16 protein-coding genes are annotated in these 15108 nt (G+C 65.3%); 12 read left to right on the forward strand and 4 right to left on the reverse strand.

Annotated features, from left to right (window positions below):
- Positions 1-18: 18 nt before the first annotated feature.
- Positions 19-750, reverse strand: coding sequence for a hypothetical protein (locus tag A5785_RS20240; RefSeq protein WP_064868780.1), 732 nt, complete (start codon positions 748-750; stop codon positions 19-21).
- Positions 751-985: 235 nt separating this feature from the next.
- Between A5785_RS20240 and A5785_RS20245 the strand changes: the two genes are divergently transcribed.
- The 6 genes from A5785_RS20245 to A5785_RS20270 all read left to right on the forward strand — a co-directional run bounded on the left by A5785_RS20245 (position 986) and on the right by A5785_RS20270 (position 6673).
- Positions 986-1600: a helix-turn-helix transcriptional regulator gene (locus tag A5785_RS20245; RefSeq protein ID WP_231894352.1), complete on the forward strand. Its 615-nt coding sequence runs from the start codon at positions 986-988 to the stop codon at positions 1598-1600.
- Positions 1601-1649: 49 nt separating this feature from the next.
- The gene (locus A5785_RS20250) at positions 1650-2579 is read left to right on the forward strand and encodes an NADP-dependent oxidoreductase (protein ID WP_064868782.1); all 930 of its coding nucleotides are present in this window, start codon (positions 1650-1652) and stop codon (positions 2577-2579) included.
- 61 nt (positions 2580-2640) lie between these two features.
- A complete protein-coding gene (locus A5785_RS20255; RefSeq protein ID WP_064868785.1) occupies positions 2641-4050 on the forward strand; it encodes an acyl-CoA synthetase in 1410 nt (469 codons plus the stop codon).
- A gap of 223 nt (positions 4051-4273) precedes the next feature.
- Complete coding sequence (locus A5785_RS20260; RefSeq protein ID WP_049699260.1) at positions 4274-4849, forward strand: TerD family protein; 576 nt, start codon at positions 4274-4276, stop codon at positions 4847-4849.
- Positions 4850-4974: 125 nt separating this feature from the next.
- A complete protein-coding gene (locus A5785_RS20265; RefSeq protein WP_049699259.1) occupies positions 4975-6135 on the forward strand; it encodes a DUF475 domain-containing protein in 1161 nt (386 codons plus the stop codon).
- The gene (locus A5785_RS20270; RefSeq protein ID WP_064868788.1) at positions 6065-6673 is read left to right on the forward strand and encodes a TerD family protein; all 609 of its coding nucleotides are present in this window, start codon (positions 6065-6067) and stop codon (positions 6671-6673) included. The genes A5785_RS20265 and A5785_RS20270 overlap by 71 nt, the downstream gene beginning before the upstream one ends.
- Positions 6674-6768: 95 nt before the next feature.
- Here A5785_RS20270 and A5785_RS20275 read toward each other — a convergent pair whose 3' ends face one another.
- Genes A5785_RS20275 through A5785_RS20285 form a run of 3 tightly spaced genes read right to left on the reverse strand, consistent with a single transcriptional unit; the run spans position 6769 to position 8868 of the window.
- Positions 6769-7533, reverse strand: a complete 765-nt coding sequence (locus A5785_RS20275) for an AIM24 family protein (RefSeq protein WP_064868791.1) — start codon at positions 7531-7533, stop codon at positions 6769-6771.
- Positions 7530-8240, reverse strand: coding sequence for an AIM24 family protein (locus tag A5785_RS20280; RefSeq protein WP_064868794.1), 711 nt, complete (start codon positions 8238-8240; stop codon positions 7530-7532). The genes A5785_RS20275 and A5785_RS20280 overlap by 4 nt, the downstream gene beginning before the upstream one ends.
- Before the next feature lie 7 nt (positions 8241-8247).
- Positions 8248-8868 carry an AIM24 family protein gene (locus tag A5785_RS20285; protein ID WP_049699468.1) on the reverse strand — a complete coding sequence of 207 codons (621 nt, stop codon included), beginning with the start codon at positions 8866-8868 and terminating at the stop codon, positions 8248-8250.
- A gap of 127 nt (positions 8869-8995) precedes the next feature.
- On the opposite strand from A5785_RS20285, the gene A5785_RS20290 reads away from it, so the two are divergent.
- The 6 genes from A5785_RS20290 to A5785_RS20315 all read left to right on the forward strand — a co-directional run.
- Positions 8996-10099: a hypothetical protein gene (locus A5785_RS20290; protein WP_064868824.1), complete on the forward strand. Its 1104-nt coding sequence runs from the start codon at positions 8996-8998 to the stop codon at positions 10097-10099.
- The gene (locus A5785_RS20295; protein ID WP_064868797.1) at positions 10096-11298 is read left to right on the forward strand and encodes an HpcH/HpaI aldolase/citrate lyase family protein; all 1203 of its coding nucleotides are present in this window, start codon (positions 10096-10098) and stop codon (positions 11296-11298) included. Before A5785_RS20290 ends, A5785_RS20295 begins: the two co-directional genes overlap by 4 nt.
- Entirely contained in the window at positions 11295-12620 is a 1326-nt protein-coding gene (locus A5785_RS20300; RefSeq protein WP_064868801.1) for a phosphoribosyltransferase family protein, read from the forward strand. Before A5785_RS20295 ends, A5785_RS20300 begins: the two co-directional genes overlap by 4 nt.
- Positions 12617-13759, forward strand: a complete 1143-nt coding sequence (locus tag A5785_RS20305; protein WP_064868827.1) for a cysteine protease StiP family protein — start codon at positions 12617-12619, stop codon at positions 13757-13759. The genes A5785_RS20300 and A5785_RS20305 overlap by 4 nt, the downstream gene beginning before the upstream one ends.
- Complete coding sequence (locus A5785_RS20310; protein WP_064868804.1) at positions 13756-14595, forward strand: hypothetical protein; 840 nt, start codon at positions 13756-13758, stop codon at positions 14593-14595. Before A5785_RS20305 ends, A5785_RS20310 begins: the two co-directional genes overlap by 4 nt.
- The coding region (locus tag A5785_RS20315) for a TerD family protein (RefSeq protein ID WP_197500854.1) at positions 14592-15108 on the forward strand (517 nt) is incomplete at its 3' end. The genes A5785_RS20310 and A5785_RS20315, both read left to right, overlap by 4 nt.

Raw genomic sequence — 15108 nt, forward strand, 5'->3', positions numbered from 1 at the left:
CCCGAGGGGCAGCGATACTCACGCCTGCGGCGCCAACACGTCCTCGTGTCCGTGTCGTCGGCACCAGCTCACGATGTATCGCGCGTGCAGGCCGCACCAGCGGTACACCGACGCCTGGGTGAGCGGGAGGCGGTCGTCGTGTTCGCGGCGCTCGAGCATGAGAGGACCGAGGTAGTGGCTGGTCACCTTGTTCGCGGTGTTGTGCGACACCTTCGCAACCGTCGCCAGTGTCGCGTTGTCCGACGCATTTCCCGCGGCAATGGCGCCTGCCATGCGTGCCGCCGTGATCCCGCGCCTGCCGGAGAACAACTCGTACAGCGGCGGGTGAGTCGGCGAGGGCACCCGGTCGTCGAGCTTCGAGCCGTGAGCGACGGTGCGCAGCGCCGCGATCAGCGAGCCGAATCCGTCGGCCTTGGCGACGACGCCCCAGACGTCCGGCCGCAGCCGTGCTTCTTCGAGATGATCGATCTCCATGGAGTGTCCCTGGGTCGCCAAGAGCACCGGCGCGAGGCGGTCGGCATGATGGAGGCCGTCGAGGACGTCCAGACCGTCGAACGTCCACTCGATGTCGGGTCGATTCCAGATGAGGTCGGCGCAGACGACGTCGAACCGTACGCGCCCGGACACGCTGCGGACGAATTCTTCCTGGTCGCGGGCCACGACAACAGTGGCACCCTCGATAGCCGAACCCACCGGTTCGGCCACCACGTGCCCAAGCGGTGATGCGATCAGGATGCGCATCCCTTCCATGGCAACTCCCCTCGAGCGTGGGTTCGCATGCGTGATTACGCCTCTCATGCCACTTTTCATGCGCGATCTTGCATGCACATGTCTGCGTTAGGCGTTTTCGTGCGTGAACCCCGCACATATATGTCATCACAAGTGCTGACTTGCGCAGCCGCCGGGGGCAGGATTCTTTATGCTCGATTTGCTCGAGTACATCAAATGCACACTCGCGCGCTGCACATTTTCCGGGGGGACCTCAATGACTGCCGACGTCGTCAGCGAACTCGACACCGCACCTTTGGAGGCCGTCAGGACCGCACCCACCGCGGTAATCATCGCAGAACACGACGTCATCGACTCGGCGCTGGCCGTGTTCGTCGAGGACGCCGGACATCGCGCAGTCATCATCGACCTCGACAACGCGACCGATTCACTCGGCGGACTCGACGCCCCGGGCATCACGATCGTGCGGTCCGCGCGCCGCGTCGCTCAGGTCCGGTCCATTCGCGCGCTGAACGGCACCGTGATCGGCGCGATCGGCGTGCCGGTATCGGACGCACGCAGCATCGACATCACCGACCCCGGACATGCGCTCGACGTCTTGGCCGCGCTGGCCGGAAGGTCGGAGTCGGCCCAACCCCGCGTCCCCCGCATCCACCTCACCGAACGCGAGCGCGAGATCCTCACCGCATACGTCCTCGGCGCGACGCTGCGCGAGACGGCTCGCCGGTTCTTCATCGCCGAGAGCACGGCACGCGAGCACTATCGTCGGGTTCGGCAGCGGTATCTCAACGCCGGCAGGCCCGTCTCCAACAAGGCCGAGCTGCTGCTCGCACTCATCGCAGACGGTTGGGTACGGCCCGAGCAACTGTGAACCCGCCACTGAAAGCCGACGCCTCCGCGCTGATCAGTAGTGTTGAACCATGCGCGTGCAACGGTGGGTGGCGACCGGTCCCGGCGGTCTCGACGACTTCGCATTCATCGATGATCAGCTCCATCCACCCGGGCCGGGCGAGGTCAGTATCGAAGTGCTCGCCGCAGGCGTCAATCCCGCGGACCTCAAGCACACGCTGACCGCATCGGACTTTCCGGTCCCTGTCGGCTACGAGGTGTCCGGAGTGATCGCGGCACTCGGACCGGGCACCGAGATTGCCTCTGGCGCAGCATCTCCCGGCGAAGACGTCCTCGCATTCCGCGTATACGGCGGCTACGCGACCGCGTTGACGGTGCCCGCTGACAAGGTGTTCGCAAAGCCTTCGACGCTCAATGAGGCCTCGGCTGCAAACCTGCTGCTCGCGGGCACGACCGCCGCCGACATGCTTCGGGCGTCACGCGCGGCGACCGGCGACACGATCCTCTTGCACGGCGCGTCGGGCGCGGTCGGCATGGCGGTGTTGCAACTCGCGCTGCTGCGCGGCATCACCGTGATCGGGACGGCGAGTCCGCGTAGTTTTGAGCGGGTCGTCGAATTCGGTGGTCTCCCAGTCGAATACGGCCCAGGTCTGACCGATCGTGTTCGCGCGCTGGCCCCGAACGGCGTCGACGCCGCACTCGACGCGGCCGGTACCGACGAGGCCATCGATACATCCGAGGAGTTGGTCGCCGACCGCTCACGCATCGTCACCATCGTGGCGCGCGACCGCGCTCAGCGAGACGGACTTGTAGCTCTTGGCGGTACACAGCCAGAGAGTGCCGCCTACCGCGATTCGGTTCGGGCGGAGTTGATCGCGCACGCCGCGGCAGGCGACCTGGTGGTTCCGGTCGCCCACACCTTCCACCTGTCACAAGCGCGTGCGGCTCTCGAACTCGTCTCGGGCGGACACGCGGGCGGCAAGGTCGCGCTGCTGGTATGAGTCTGATGATCGTGGCCGAGGAGGATAGTGCCACAAGCAAGGCCGTGGCACAGTGAGAGACGTGTTGTTGCCTTACCTCGTCCCCGCCGCGCCCGATGACCCCGACGCGGTGACCGTCGGCGACGACGCGCTCTCGCGCGAAGACCTCGTCGGTGCGGCAACCGCTGTCGCAGAACGGATTCGCGGAGCACGCACGTTGGCCGTGCTCGCCCATCCGACGATCGAGACAGTTCTCGCCGTCGTCGGCGGCCTCATTGCGGGAGTTGCGATCGTTCCCGTACCGCCGGATTCCGGCCCGCGCGAACTCGAGCACATTCTGACCGACTCGGGTGCACAGGCGTGGCTCGGCACCGCACCCGATTCGACGACACTGCCGGTGATCCCGATCCGACGCTTCGCCCGCTCGTGGCATTCGCATCCCGAACCTCCCGGCGAGTCGACCGCGCTGATCCTGTACACCTCGGGCACCACCGGGCTTCCCAAGGGCGTGCCGATCACCCGCCGCGCGATCGCCGCCGGACTCGACGCACTGGCCGATGCGTGGGCGTGGACCTCCGACGACACTCTCGCCCACGGCTTGCCGCTATTTCATGTCCACGGACTGATCCTCGGCGTTCTCGGCCCACTTCGCCGCGGCGGCAAGCTGATTCACACCGTCAAGCCGACCCCCGCGGGTTACGCCGACGCGGCCGCTCGCGGTGCGTCGATGTTCTTCGGAGTGCCGACGGTCTGGACCCGCATCGGCGCCGATCCTGCTGCAGCGCAGTCACTTTCCTCAGCACGACTACTGGTGTCGGGAAGTGCCCCGCTGCCCGTCCCGGTGTTCGACAGGATTCGTGAGCTGACCGGACACGAGATCGTCGAACGATACGGCATGACCGAGACCATGATCACCGTGTCGACCCGATTCGACGGCGAGCGCCGACCAGGCTGGGTGGGAGTACCGCTGCGCGGCGTCGAAACACGGCTGCGCAGCAGCGAGATCGACTCCGGTGCAACGGATCTACCGCACGACGGCGAGTCGGTCGGCGACCTCCACGTGCGCGGACCGATGGTCGGGTCGGGATACCTGAACCGGCCGGAGGCCACGGCCGAGAGTTGGCTCGCCGACGGCTGGTTCGCGACGGGCGACGTCGCGGTGATCGGCGACGACGGCATGCACCGCATCGTCGGCCGTGCGTCGACCGATCTGATCAAGTCGGGCGGATTTCGTGTCGGCGCGGGCGAGATCGAGACCGTCCTACTCGGGCACCCCGCCGTCGACGAGGTCGCGGTGATCGGCGTTCCCGACGACGACCTCGGGCAGCGGATCGTCGCCTATGTCGTCGGATCAGCAGTTCCCGACGACGAGCTCATCGGGCTCGTGGCCACCGAGTTGTCCCAGCACAAGCGGCCCCGGGAAATCAGGCGCGTCGACTCACTTCCACGCAACGCGATGGGCAAGGTGCAGAAGAAGCTGTTGGCGCAGTGACCAGTCCGTTCGGCCGTCGCGGTTCGACCACCGTCGGCGTTCGACGCCCCGCCACCCGGATCGACATCATTCCCTCGGCCTACGGCCAACCAGCTTCTATGTTCCCGTCAGCCGTCCGTGGGTAGGGTGGCGGGCGCGTCGGCAATATGTCCGACTTGTCACTTACGATGTGACCGTCATTCGACAGTGGCTCCCGCCACACCGCGGCAGAAAGGCACGAAACATGGGCGTCAGCCTGAGCAAGGGTGGAAACGTATCGCTGACCAAGGAGGCTCCCGGCCTCACGGCTGTCGCAGTCGGCCTCGGCTGGGACGCGCGGACCACCACCGGTGTCGAGTTCGACCTCGACGCCAGCGCAATCGCGTGCGGTACCGACAAGCGGGTGCTCTCCGACCAGCACTTCGTGTTCTTCAACAACCTCCGCTCGCCGGAGGGCTCCATCGAGCACGCCGGTGACAACACGACCGGTGAGGGTGACGGCGACGACGAGGTCATCAACGTCGATCTCGCGGGCACCCCTCCCAACATCGACTCCATCGTCTTCCCGGTCTCGATCTACGACGCCGACTCGCGCGGTCAGTCGTTCGGTCAGGTTCGCAACGCCTACATCCGCGTCGTCAATCGCGCCAACGGCTCCGAGATCGCCCGCTACGACCTGTCCGAGGACGCGTCGACCGAGACCGCGATGGTCTTCGGAGAGCTGTACCGCAGCGGTGCCGACTGGAAGTTCCGCGCCGTCGGCCAGGGCTACGCGTCGGGTCTCGCGGGTATCGCCCGCGACTTCGGCGTCAACGTCTGATCCACGTCGCTACGATGCCGCGCCTGACATTCGCAGGCGCGGCATCTGGCTTGTTTGACCGCGTGAGCCCGGCATCGGGATACGTGGTCTCCCTACTTCGGTGATGCAAGAAAGGCCGCTCCACCGTGATCTTCCGAATATTCGGGCTGTCCATCGCCATCACGATCGCCTCGCTGGTGGTCGCATTCATCTATGGCGGCCCAACCGCCCTGTTCCTCACACTCATCCTCGGCATCCTCGAGGTGTCGCTCTCCTTCGACAACGCGGTCATCAACGCGACCGTGCTGCGACGCATGAGCGCGTTCTGGCAGAAGATCTTCTTGACCATCGGTGTGCTGATCGCGGTCTTCGGCATGCGGCTGGTCTTTCCGCTCGTGATCGTCTGGTTGAGCGCCAAGCTGAATCCCGTCGAGGCGCTGCGTCTCGCGCTCAATCCGCCGACCGACGGCTCTCCGACCTACGAGCAGATCATCACCGACGCGCACCCGCAGATCGCGGCGTTCGGTGGCATGTTCCTGCTGATGCTGTTCCTCGGCTTCGTCTTCGAGGAGAAGGAGATCCACTGGCTGCGGTGGATCGAGCGACCGCTCGAGCGCATCGGCAGGCTCGACCAACTCTCCGTTGTCGTCGCTGTGGCCGTCCTCGTCATCACCGCTGAATGGATCGCACCCGACGACGAGCGCTCGACGGTGCTCTTCGCCGGCGTACTGGGCATGACCACCTACATCCTGGTCAACGGGCTCGGCGAACTGTTCAACACCCCGGAGGAACTCGAAGAAGGCGCCGAATCTGAATCGCTGCCTCGCTCGGGCCCCAGTGAACTCGCCAAGGCGACAGGTAAAGCAGGCTTCTTCCTGTTCCTCTACCTCGAGGTGCTCGACGCGTCGTTCTCGTTCGACGGCGTCATCGGAGCATTCGCCATCACCGCCGACCCGATCATCATCGCGTTGGGCCTCGGCTTCATCGGCGCGATGTTCGTGCGTTCGCTGACCGTCTTCCTTGTTCGCAAGGGCACGCTCAGCGAGTACGTCTACCTCGAGCACGGCGCTCACTGGGCGATCGGCGCACTGGCGCTGATCCTCATGTACTCGATCGGCACCCACGTCCCCGAAGTGGTCACAGGCCTTGTCGGCGTCGTACTCATCATCGCGGCTTTGGTCTCCAGCATCATTCGACGCCGCAACCACCCCGAAGACACCCCGGAAGGAAAATCCGATGGCGATCAACATGAACAAGGTGACACTGAGCAAATCGACCCCGACGATCTCGCTCGCCAAAAGGGGTGACGGCCAGGGAAACATGCGAGTCAACCTCAACTGGGACCAGGGTTCCGGTGGAGGTAGATTCTTCAAGCGCTCCTCGGGCATCGACCTCGACCTCGGGGCCATGTATGAGCTCGCCGATGGCAGTAGGGGCGTCGTGCAGGCGCTGGGCAATTCGTTCGGCTCGCTCGATCGCGCGCCCTACATCTTGCTCGACGGCGATGATCGCAGTGGAAGCAGCACCGGCGGCGAGAATCTGCACATCAACCTCTCCGACATCGGACGCTTCCGTCGGGTCCTGATCTTCGCCTACATCTACGAGGGCACCCCGAACTGGTCGTCGGCCAATGGCGTCGTGACACTGTTCCCGAGTTCGGGGCCGCAGGTCGAGGTTCGCCTGGATTCAGCAGACGACCGCGCGGTCTCCTGTGCCATCGCAATGCTCACCAGCAATGCCAACGAGCTCAGCGTCAGCCGCGAGGTGCGCTACATCCAAGGCGCGCAGAGGCACATCGACGAGGCCTACGGCTTCGGGATGAACTGGACAGCGGGCCGCAAGTAGCACGTACGACGAAACCGCAGAACCCGGTTACGACGACATTCGTTGTCGTAACCGGGTTCTCGTGGTTTATGTGGCAGCTCTGACAGAGCCACGTCTCAGCCCTGCTGCTGCCCCAACTGCCGGGAGACCTCCTGGTTGATCTGCTGCAGACCCGGCACCGAGAGTCCGGACAACTGTCCTTGAATGGTGCGGACGATGGAGAAGTCGCTGCGAACCTTCTCGCTCGACTGCACGAGAACCGTTCCGCTGCCGGTGAAGTCGAACTGCTTTTCCTCGCCCGACTGCACACCCATCCGGTGAGCGGTTGCCGCGATGAGGTCGGTGACCCACGACTGGTCGTAGTGGTGACTCGGTGACGGGCAATCCGCCCAGCCCACAAGCGCTTCCGGGTCGACCCGCACCGGGGGTTCGACGAACATGACCGGGCCGTTCGACGATGCGAGGAACTTTCCCGTGCCGAGCAGGGTGAGGAAGCCGGGCACGATCGACTGTTTCAACGAGAGTTGCGGTTGGAAAGCAAGGAGATTCGCGGCTCTGATCGTCAGGTTGCCGTCTTCGAGGTCGTAGGAGTTGATGTTGTATCCACGGTCTCCGATGATCAGCTTCCCGTGTCCCTCGGCCACCACGTAATCGCCGAGATACAGAGGCGCAGAGAACTGTTGGGCCACCATCTGGAGGAGCTGACCGTTCAACCCGTGCTGCAACGAGCTGAACTTCATCTGCCCGTAGAACGCGATCATCGCGCCCTTCGACATGAACCACGGGGAGTTGAGCTCGATGCAGAACGAGTAGTCGTTGCCCTCGATGTTGTCGTCGACCGGCAGCGACATCGGATTCCACACGGTGTTGAGTGCGCTCACAGCTTCTCCTCGGACGCCTGTACGTACACGGTTCCATGACCCGCACACTGCAACTGCATTGCTTCGCCACCGGTTCGGCCGACGTTGCGCCAACTCACGTTCGACGTCAGCGTGGTGGTCACCTGTCCCGCTGCCGCGACATACGCCTGGGGATCGACGGTGACGGGTGGACGGTCGGGGGCGACCCCGAGTTCGAAGACTCCGCCGTGGCCGAGAATCACCACCTGCCCCTGACCGGACAGCTGAGTGGTGAACATGCCCTGCCCCGTGACCGCGCCCGCAGCGGCGGACCGCAGCGAACCGAACAGACCGCCACCACCACCGCCACCGCCGCCGCCCTGGGCGGTCACCGACACCACAGACGCCTGCAGGCCGGACGTGTAGGCCAGCGTGCGCGACGCTTCAACCCGGATCAGGCCGCCGACCCTGCCGACGTCGACGATCTGTACCTCGATGCCCCGGAACCCGAAGTGCACGACCCCGTGTCCGGTGGCGAGCAGCGTCGACTCGTGTTCGCCTGCGAGTCGCTGCCCGATGGCACCTCCGATTCCCGACATCCCACCAGATCCCGCTCCCATACCGGCGATCTGATGCGGCTGGAACCGGACGTCGCCCGTGTAGAACAACATCGCGCCCCTGCGAGCGACCACAGGTCCGGACTGCGCGACGTCGACCGACACGACCTTGCTGTTGACCTTGGTGAACACGTTTCGCCTACCGTTCCGCCGGCTGGATCGACACCACGCCGGTTCCGTCCCAACGCAGCGAGAATGCCTCGCCACTGCCCTGTCCGACGGCCGAACGCCACGACACATCGGTCACGAACGACTGCGAGAGTGCACCGCGCGCACAGACGAACGCGTCGGGGTCGACGATCAGCGGGTACTGCGGCGAGACCTCGAGGTGGATCAGCGGCCCACCGTGCGACACGATGCCCACCTGGCCGTGCCCGCTGACCGTCGTGGTGAACAGTCCTTGACCGGCTGTCGCGCCCTGCATGCCTGCGAACGTGACGTTGGTCTGAAGGTTGCCGTTGAGCACCATCAGTTGCTGCGACTCCACCTGAAGCGTTTCACCGTTGAGTTCGATGATCGTCGTCTCGGCGGCGTTGTGCGCGAAGTAGACGACGCCGGTACCGCCGGCCTCCATGAGCGACAGCGATTCGCCGGTTGCGCGACGCTTGATCCCGGCGACGAGTCCGTCGCCGCCACCGAACCCCGCGGACTTGAAACTGACCTGGCCCTCGAAGGCGACCATCGAACCGGAAAGCGCGCGAACCGAGGTGTTGTTCAGACGCGCCTCGATCACCCGCTTGGATCGCTGTACCAGTTGCACGTTCATCCTCTCGTCGTACCCTGACGAAACTAGTCGATAGCATCAGACGGTGGGCAGTAGGTTCTGGCGACGGGGAGAGCGTGGCAGCTCAGGTGTGCCCGCCGACACCGCTGCGTCCGTCCAACAGATGACCACGGCCTTCCTGGACTCCGAACAAACCTTGAGCAGCATAGACGGTGCGGTCGCAACGGCTCAGGAGCTCGACCCTCGTTCGCGGCTGCGGGGTGAGTGGAATGCGTTGCGAGAGCGCTACTCCCAAGCAACTGACGGCTATCTCAACCTCTCGAATGCACCACGACCAACACCGAGCGAACTCGCGCGGTGCACAGAAGCGTTGCGGTCACTCCAGGGCGAGATGCAGCGTTTCGCCGACGCTAACGCCACCGAGCTCGGCCGTGCGGCGCGCACCGTCGACGAAGTCGCATCGCTCGAACATCGGGCTCAGGTCGCGGCGACGCAGGTGCGCGGCACACTCGCGCAGGCACCAGCCAACCTGACGACGCTGCGGAGCGTCCGCGTCGCCGCCGAGAGGTTCGACGCCGCGCTGGCCGAACAGCGGGCGGCAACGGGTCTGCTCGCCAGACGAGCAACCGCTCAACGCGTGCTCGCCGCGCGCCAGTCGCTCGACGACGCGCTCGCCGATGCACCGTCACTCACTGAGCGCGGCCAGCGGGTCATCCGCTCGGTCGACACACGCCGCAGCGGGATCATGACTCGTGCCGAGCGCATGCCGGGCGAACTCTCGACCCTCCGCAGAGAGTTCAGCCTCGAGTGTTCGCTCGATCTGCAAGACAATCAGGAGGTGTTCTCGCGGTTTCTCGACGCCGCCGATAGCCGATTGGCGCAGGCCCGTTCCCACCTTTCCGACGCGCCTGACCTCGCCATCAGCGAGGCCGAAGCCGCCCGGGACGAACTCGATGGCGCAGAACAGGCCGTGGATGCGGTCGCCGAGAGGCTGCGCGGTCTGCGCGAGGTGCGCGCCGACCCCGGCGCTCTCGAACAGCGCGTGCGATTCCGCCTGCGAGACGCTCAACACTTCGCCGTCGACAACGCTCTGGTTGACGAATGGGGCTCAGTGCTCGATGCTCAGGCCGACCGAATTGTCCGTTCACGGAGTGCCCTCGATCGGGTACATCCGGACTACTGGACGTATTCAACAGAGCTGACAGCAATTGAGCGCCGCATCGTCGAGATCGTCGAGCGGATGAGGGGGCAGGTGGCCAGGCGATGACACTCACAACCGATGCGCCCAGTGCGAGTCGGGCAGGCAACGGCGCCAGGCACTTTCGTCACCTACCCGAGTCGACGCGGGAACGGTTGTTCGTCGCGCAGCCATCGCCGGTCTCCACGTCATGGTCGACCGACCGCCTCGCGATCGCGCTCGGGGCCACCCTCTACGTACCTGCGACGCGTCCCGACCTCGCCGAGGTGATCACCCGCCGGCACGCCGACGGTGTCGTGTCGATGGTCATCGACCTCGAAGACGCTGTCGCCGACGGTGACCAGGCCACCGCCATCGAGAGCGCCGTCGACGCACTACGCCGACTCGATTCGACCGCCGCGGCAGAGATGATGCTGTTCGTTCGCGTCCGTTCGGCCGATCAGATCGCGACCATCAGCGAGGCGATCGGCTCGTCCGACTCGCTCATGGGATTCGTGCTGCCGAAGTTCGACGCCGAGAACGCGCACGAGTTCTTGATTGCGGTGCGGGACGCCAGTATTCGTGCCGGTAGGCACTTCTGGGCCATGCCGGTACTCGAATCCGCGGGGATCGTTCACCGCGAGAGTCGCGAACACCACCTGTCGGTTATCGGCGACGCTGTCGACGAGCACCGGTCCCGAGTGCTCGCCATTCGCATCGGCGCGACGGACATGTGCGGACTGTTCGGCATCCGCCGCGATCGCGACCTGACCATCTACGACGTCCGCGTGGCCGCAGACGCAATCGCGTCCATCATCAACCGGTTGGGGCGATGCGACTCCTCGGGGCACGTCATCACCGGACCGGTGTGGGAGTACTTCGCCGATCACGAGCGCCTGTTCAAACCGGCACTCCGGCAAACGCCGTTCCAGGAACAGGGCGCCGTGTGGTTTCGCAGCCAGCTGGTTCGCAGAGACCTCGACGGATTGCTGCGGGAGATCGCACTCGACCGCGCAAACGGTATGCAGGGCAAGACAGTTATCCACCCGAGCCATGCCGCCGCGGTGCACGCACTCAGCGCGGTGACCCACGAGGAGTACCACGACGCGCTCGACGTACTCGCCTCCGACACCGGCGGCGTGCAGGCATCGACGTATCGGAACAAGATGAACGAACGTAAGCCGCACCGGAATTGGGCGTCGCGGGTGATCGACAGGGCAGCCGTGTTCGGGGTCACCCACCCCGGTGTCGGCTTCGTCGACCTCCTCACCGCGATGGATCTCTCGTGACAGCTACCGGTTCCCGCGCAGCACAAGTCGTCGACTCCGCGGACACGTCGAGCTGGGTCGCCGACACCTTCGGGGTGAGGATCGCAGACACCACTGTCGACGCTCAATCCGACTGGAGCATGGACGAACTCGTCGTCCTCGGGCTGCGCCGCAATCGCAGGCGCGCACACCTGCTCGTGTCGACTGTTCTCGGCAAGCACATCCCCACCCCTCCCGAACGCGTCCGACGGGCCGCAGATGACCTCGCTTCGCTCATCCGTGATCGCATCGGCGCCGACGCGGCCGAGAAGTCGACGGTCCTCGGGTTCGCCGAGACGGCAACGGGCCTGGGCCACTCCGTCTTCCATGGGCTAGCCGCTCACGCGTATCTGCACTCCACTCGTCGACGCCCGCCGGGCGCGCTCACCGTCGGGTCGTTCGAAGAGGGCCACTCGCACGCGACAACTCATCTGTTGCAGCCGAGTTCGATCGAGTTGCTGTCCGCCAACCCCGACAGTCCGTTGATCCTCGTCGACGACGAGATCTCCACCGGTACAACCGCGTTGCGCGCCATCACCGCGATACACGAGACGACCGGCAGACGTGACTATGTGGTCGCTTCGCTCGTCGACCTGCGCTCACCCGAACATCTTTCAGCTACAGCCGATTTCGCGTCCAGCAACGACATCCGGATCAAGTACGTGTCGCTTGCGCAGGGCAGCATCGACCTTCCGGAAGGGCTCACCGACGCGGTGTGGGAGTCACCCTCGACGCAACTCAACCCGATCGGAGTCCGGGGTGAGGTCACCACGGTGGCGCTACCGTGGCCCGCCGATGTGCCCGAGGGCGGACGCCATGGCTTTCTACGTTCGGACACAACGGGATTCACCAATGCCGTCGACGAAGCGGTGGCGACACTGCTGCCTGAACTCGAGCCTTCGACAAGCACTGTGGTGGTTGGCCACGAGGAGCTGATGTATCTGCCGCTCTGCATCGCCGAGGGGCTTGCACATGCCGGCATCCCCGCGACGTTCCAGACAACCACGCGCTCACCCGCATTCGTCCGCGACGTCGACGGCTACCCGCTGCGCCGCGGCCTGACCTTTACCGCGCCCGAACACGACCCCGGTACACCGCGATTCGTCTACAACCTGTTCGACCCCGACGGCTCGCCAGACCTTCCGCGGATCGTGTTGATCATCGACGACCCCGCCGACACTCCCGAACTGACGGCACCGGGTGGGGTCCTCGATGTGATGACCGCGGCGGGCCACGACGTCGTCGTCGCGAAAGTTACTGCCACCGGCCAGTGCGCGCTGCGCGACGCACGGAGCGACTCGTGACAGCTCAGCGACTCACCACACCGCAAGCGCGGAACTCCGAGCTACGCGGACCGGACTTCGGTTCGTACGCGCCCGATGAGGTGACGTGGCTCCTGAAAGACCTCTCGCATATCGAACTCGAGGCCGATCTGGCCGTTCGTGAGCGCCGAATCCAGTCGGGCACAGCACATTACGCGGAGTCGTTGCCCATCGAGTATCAGCCGGGAGCCGCGTACCAGCAGTTGTTTGCCGACACCCTCGACGACTCGGCGCAGCGCCTCGCGCACGCTGTCGGCGTCGTCGGAGAGCTCATCGTTGCCGAGCGACATCGCGAGCCAACGCTGGTGTCGCTCGCGCGGGCGGGCACGCCCATCGGAATCCTACTGAGACGCTGGCTGAACCATGTTCATGGCTGGGCCGCACCGCATTACACGATCTCGATAGTTCGCGATCGCGGCATCGACACGGTCGCCCTCGACCACATCACCGACCGCCACGACCCCACATCCGTGGTGTTCATCGATGGGTGGACAGGCAAGGGCGCGATCCAGCGCGAGCTGTCAGCGGCGCTCGACGCCTACGCCCAAGACGGTGGGCCACGCCTCGCCGACGAACTCGCCGTTCTCGCCGACCCCGGATTCGCCACCACCACCTTCGGTACGCGCGACGACTTCCTCATCGCCTCGGCGTGCTTGAATTCGACCGTCTCCGGGCTGATTTCACGAACGGTCCTCAACGCCGACCACATCGGCCACGGCGAGTTCCACGGCGCCAAGTTCTATCGCCACCTCGCCGAACACGACATGTCGAACCACTTCCTCGACGTCGTGTCCGCGCAGTTCGACGTGGTGCGCGACGCCGTCGCCTCGCACGTCGCCGCTTTCGATGCCGCCGATCGCACACCGACCTGGGCGGGCCTGGAGTCCGTGGAGGCAATCCGCGCGGAGTACGGACTGTCGTCGGTGAACTTCGTCAAGCCCGGTGTGGGGGAGACCACACGGGTACTGCTGCGGCGCGTACCGTGGCGGGTTCTTGTGCGAGACAACGACCTACCCGAGCACCGACACATTCGAATCCTCGCCGCCGAACGCGGAGTACCCGTCGAAGTGCGCGCCGACCTCGCGTACTCCTGCATGGGCCTGATCAAGGAGGACTCGTGACCGGATTGGTGGCGAGCGATCTGGACCGTACGCTTATCTATTCGCGTGACGCCATGGGAGAGAATCAGTTCCGCGATACGTCGCCGGTGTGCGTCGAGATCTACCGCGACGCTCCGCTCTCGTACATGACGAGTTCGGCGATCGCGCTTCTCACCGATCTTCTTGCGCACGCACCCTTCGTTCCGGTGACTACACGGACTCCCGAGCAGTTCGGCCGTGTCCAGCTCCCGGGAGGAACACCTCACTACAGTGTGGTCAGCAGCGGCGGCCGCATCCTCGTCGACGGTGTCGACGACCACAGGTGGCGAAGCGGCGTCGAACGTGCCGTTGCTGCTGGTTCTGCGCCGCTCGATGACGTTGTTGGGCGATTGGCCGTTGCGGCAGAAGAGGATTGGGTGAGCACGCTGCGTACCGCCGACGACCTGTTCTGCTACCTGGTCGTCGACACCAAGCGCCAGCCCGAGCACTTTCTGCCCGAGTGGGAGCAGTGGTGTGCCCAGCACGGGTGGGTCGCCTCCCAGCAGGGTCGCAAGATCTACGCCGTGCCCGAGGCGGTCACCAAATCCGCTGCGGTCGCGGAGGTATACCGACGCTGCGTCGACGATGGTCTGTTGTCAGCTGGCGACCCGGTCTTCGCCGCGGGCGACGGCAGGCTCGACGTCGACCTACTGGAGTTTGCCCATGCCGGTATCCGGCCCGCTCACGGCGAGTTGGCCGAGTTGGATTGGCAGCATCCGACGGTGACCGTCACGGCACAGTCGGGTGCGCTGGCAGGTGAAGAGATACTCGAATGGTTGCTCGACGCAGTGACCCGACAAGCAAGGACGGCGATATGACGACAGTGTTGTCGAAAGGCCAGAACGCACCGCTACCTGCGGGCGAAATCGCGATCTCCGTGGATGTTGCTGCGCCGGTTGATCTCTCGGCGCTGTTGGTCACTCCCGATATGCGCGTGCGCTCCGACGCCGACTTCGTCTTCTACAACCAGCCAACCGGAGCGGGCGTCACGCTTGCGCCCGCCACCGGCCGGCAGACGCTACGGATCACACCCGCCGCGGTGCCCGCCGAGATCCACGCGGTGCGCGCGGTGATCACACTCGACGACGCGTCGTCGTCCTTCGGTAGGACGCCACCGCCCATCGCGCGTGTCTTCGACGCCGCGGGCACCGAGCTGTTCTCGTTCACCATCCCCGATCTGAGCAGCGAGACCGTCGTCGTGGCAGTCGAGGTCTATCGCCGGGACACGGGGTGGAAGGTGCGCTCCATCGGCCAGGGCTACGCGGGCGGTTTCGCCGATCTCGTTCGCGATCACGGGGTTTCGGTCGATGACCTGTCTCTTATACACATCT

Source organism: Gordonia sp. 852002-50395_SCH5434458 (assembly GCF_001665905.1).
Classification (GTDB): domain Bacteria; phylum Actinomycetota; class Actinomycetes; order Mycobacteriales; family Mycobacteriaceae; genus Gordonia; species Gordonia jacobaea.

Coding starts and splice junctions, on each gene's coding strand:
- A5785_RS20245 (WP_231894352.1), top strand. CDS start 986: ATGACTGCCGACGTCGTCAGCGAACTCGACACCGCACCTTTGGAGGCC.
- A5785_RS20270 (WP_064868788.1), top strand. CDS start 6,065: ATGGCGATCAACATGAACAAGGTGACACTGAGCAAATCGACCCCGACG.
- A5785_RS20260 (WP_049699260.1), top strand. CDS start 4,274: ATGGGCGTCAGCCTGAGCAAGGGTGGAAACGTATCGCTGACCAAGGAG.
- A5785_RS20295 (WP_064868797.1), top strand. CDS start 10,096: ATGACACTCACAACCGATGCGCCCAGTGCGAGTCGGGCAGGCAACGGC.
- A5785_RS20250 (WP_064868782.1), top strand. CDS start 1,650: ATGCGCGTGCAACGGTGGGTGGCGACCGGTCCCGGCGGTCTCGACGAC.
- A5785_RS20290 (WP_064868824.1), top strand. CDS start 8,996: ATGACCACGGCCTTCCTGGACTCCGAACAAACCTTGAGCAGCATAGAC.
- A5785_RS20240 (WP_064868780.1), bottom strand. CDS start 750: ATGGAAGGGATGCGCATCCTGATCGCATCACCGCTTGGGCACGTGGTG.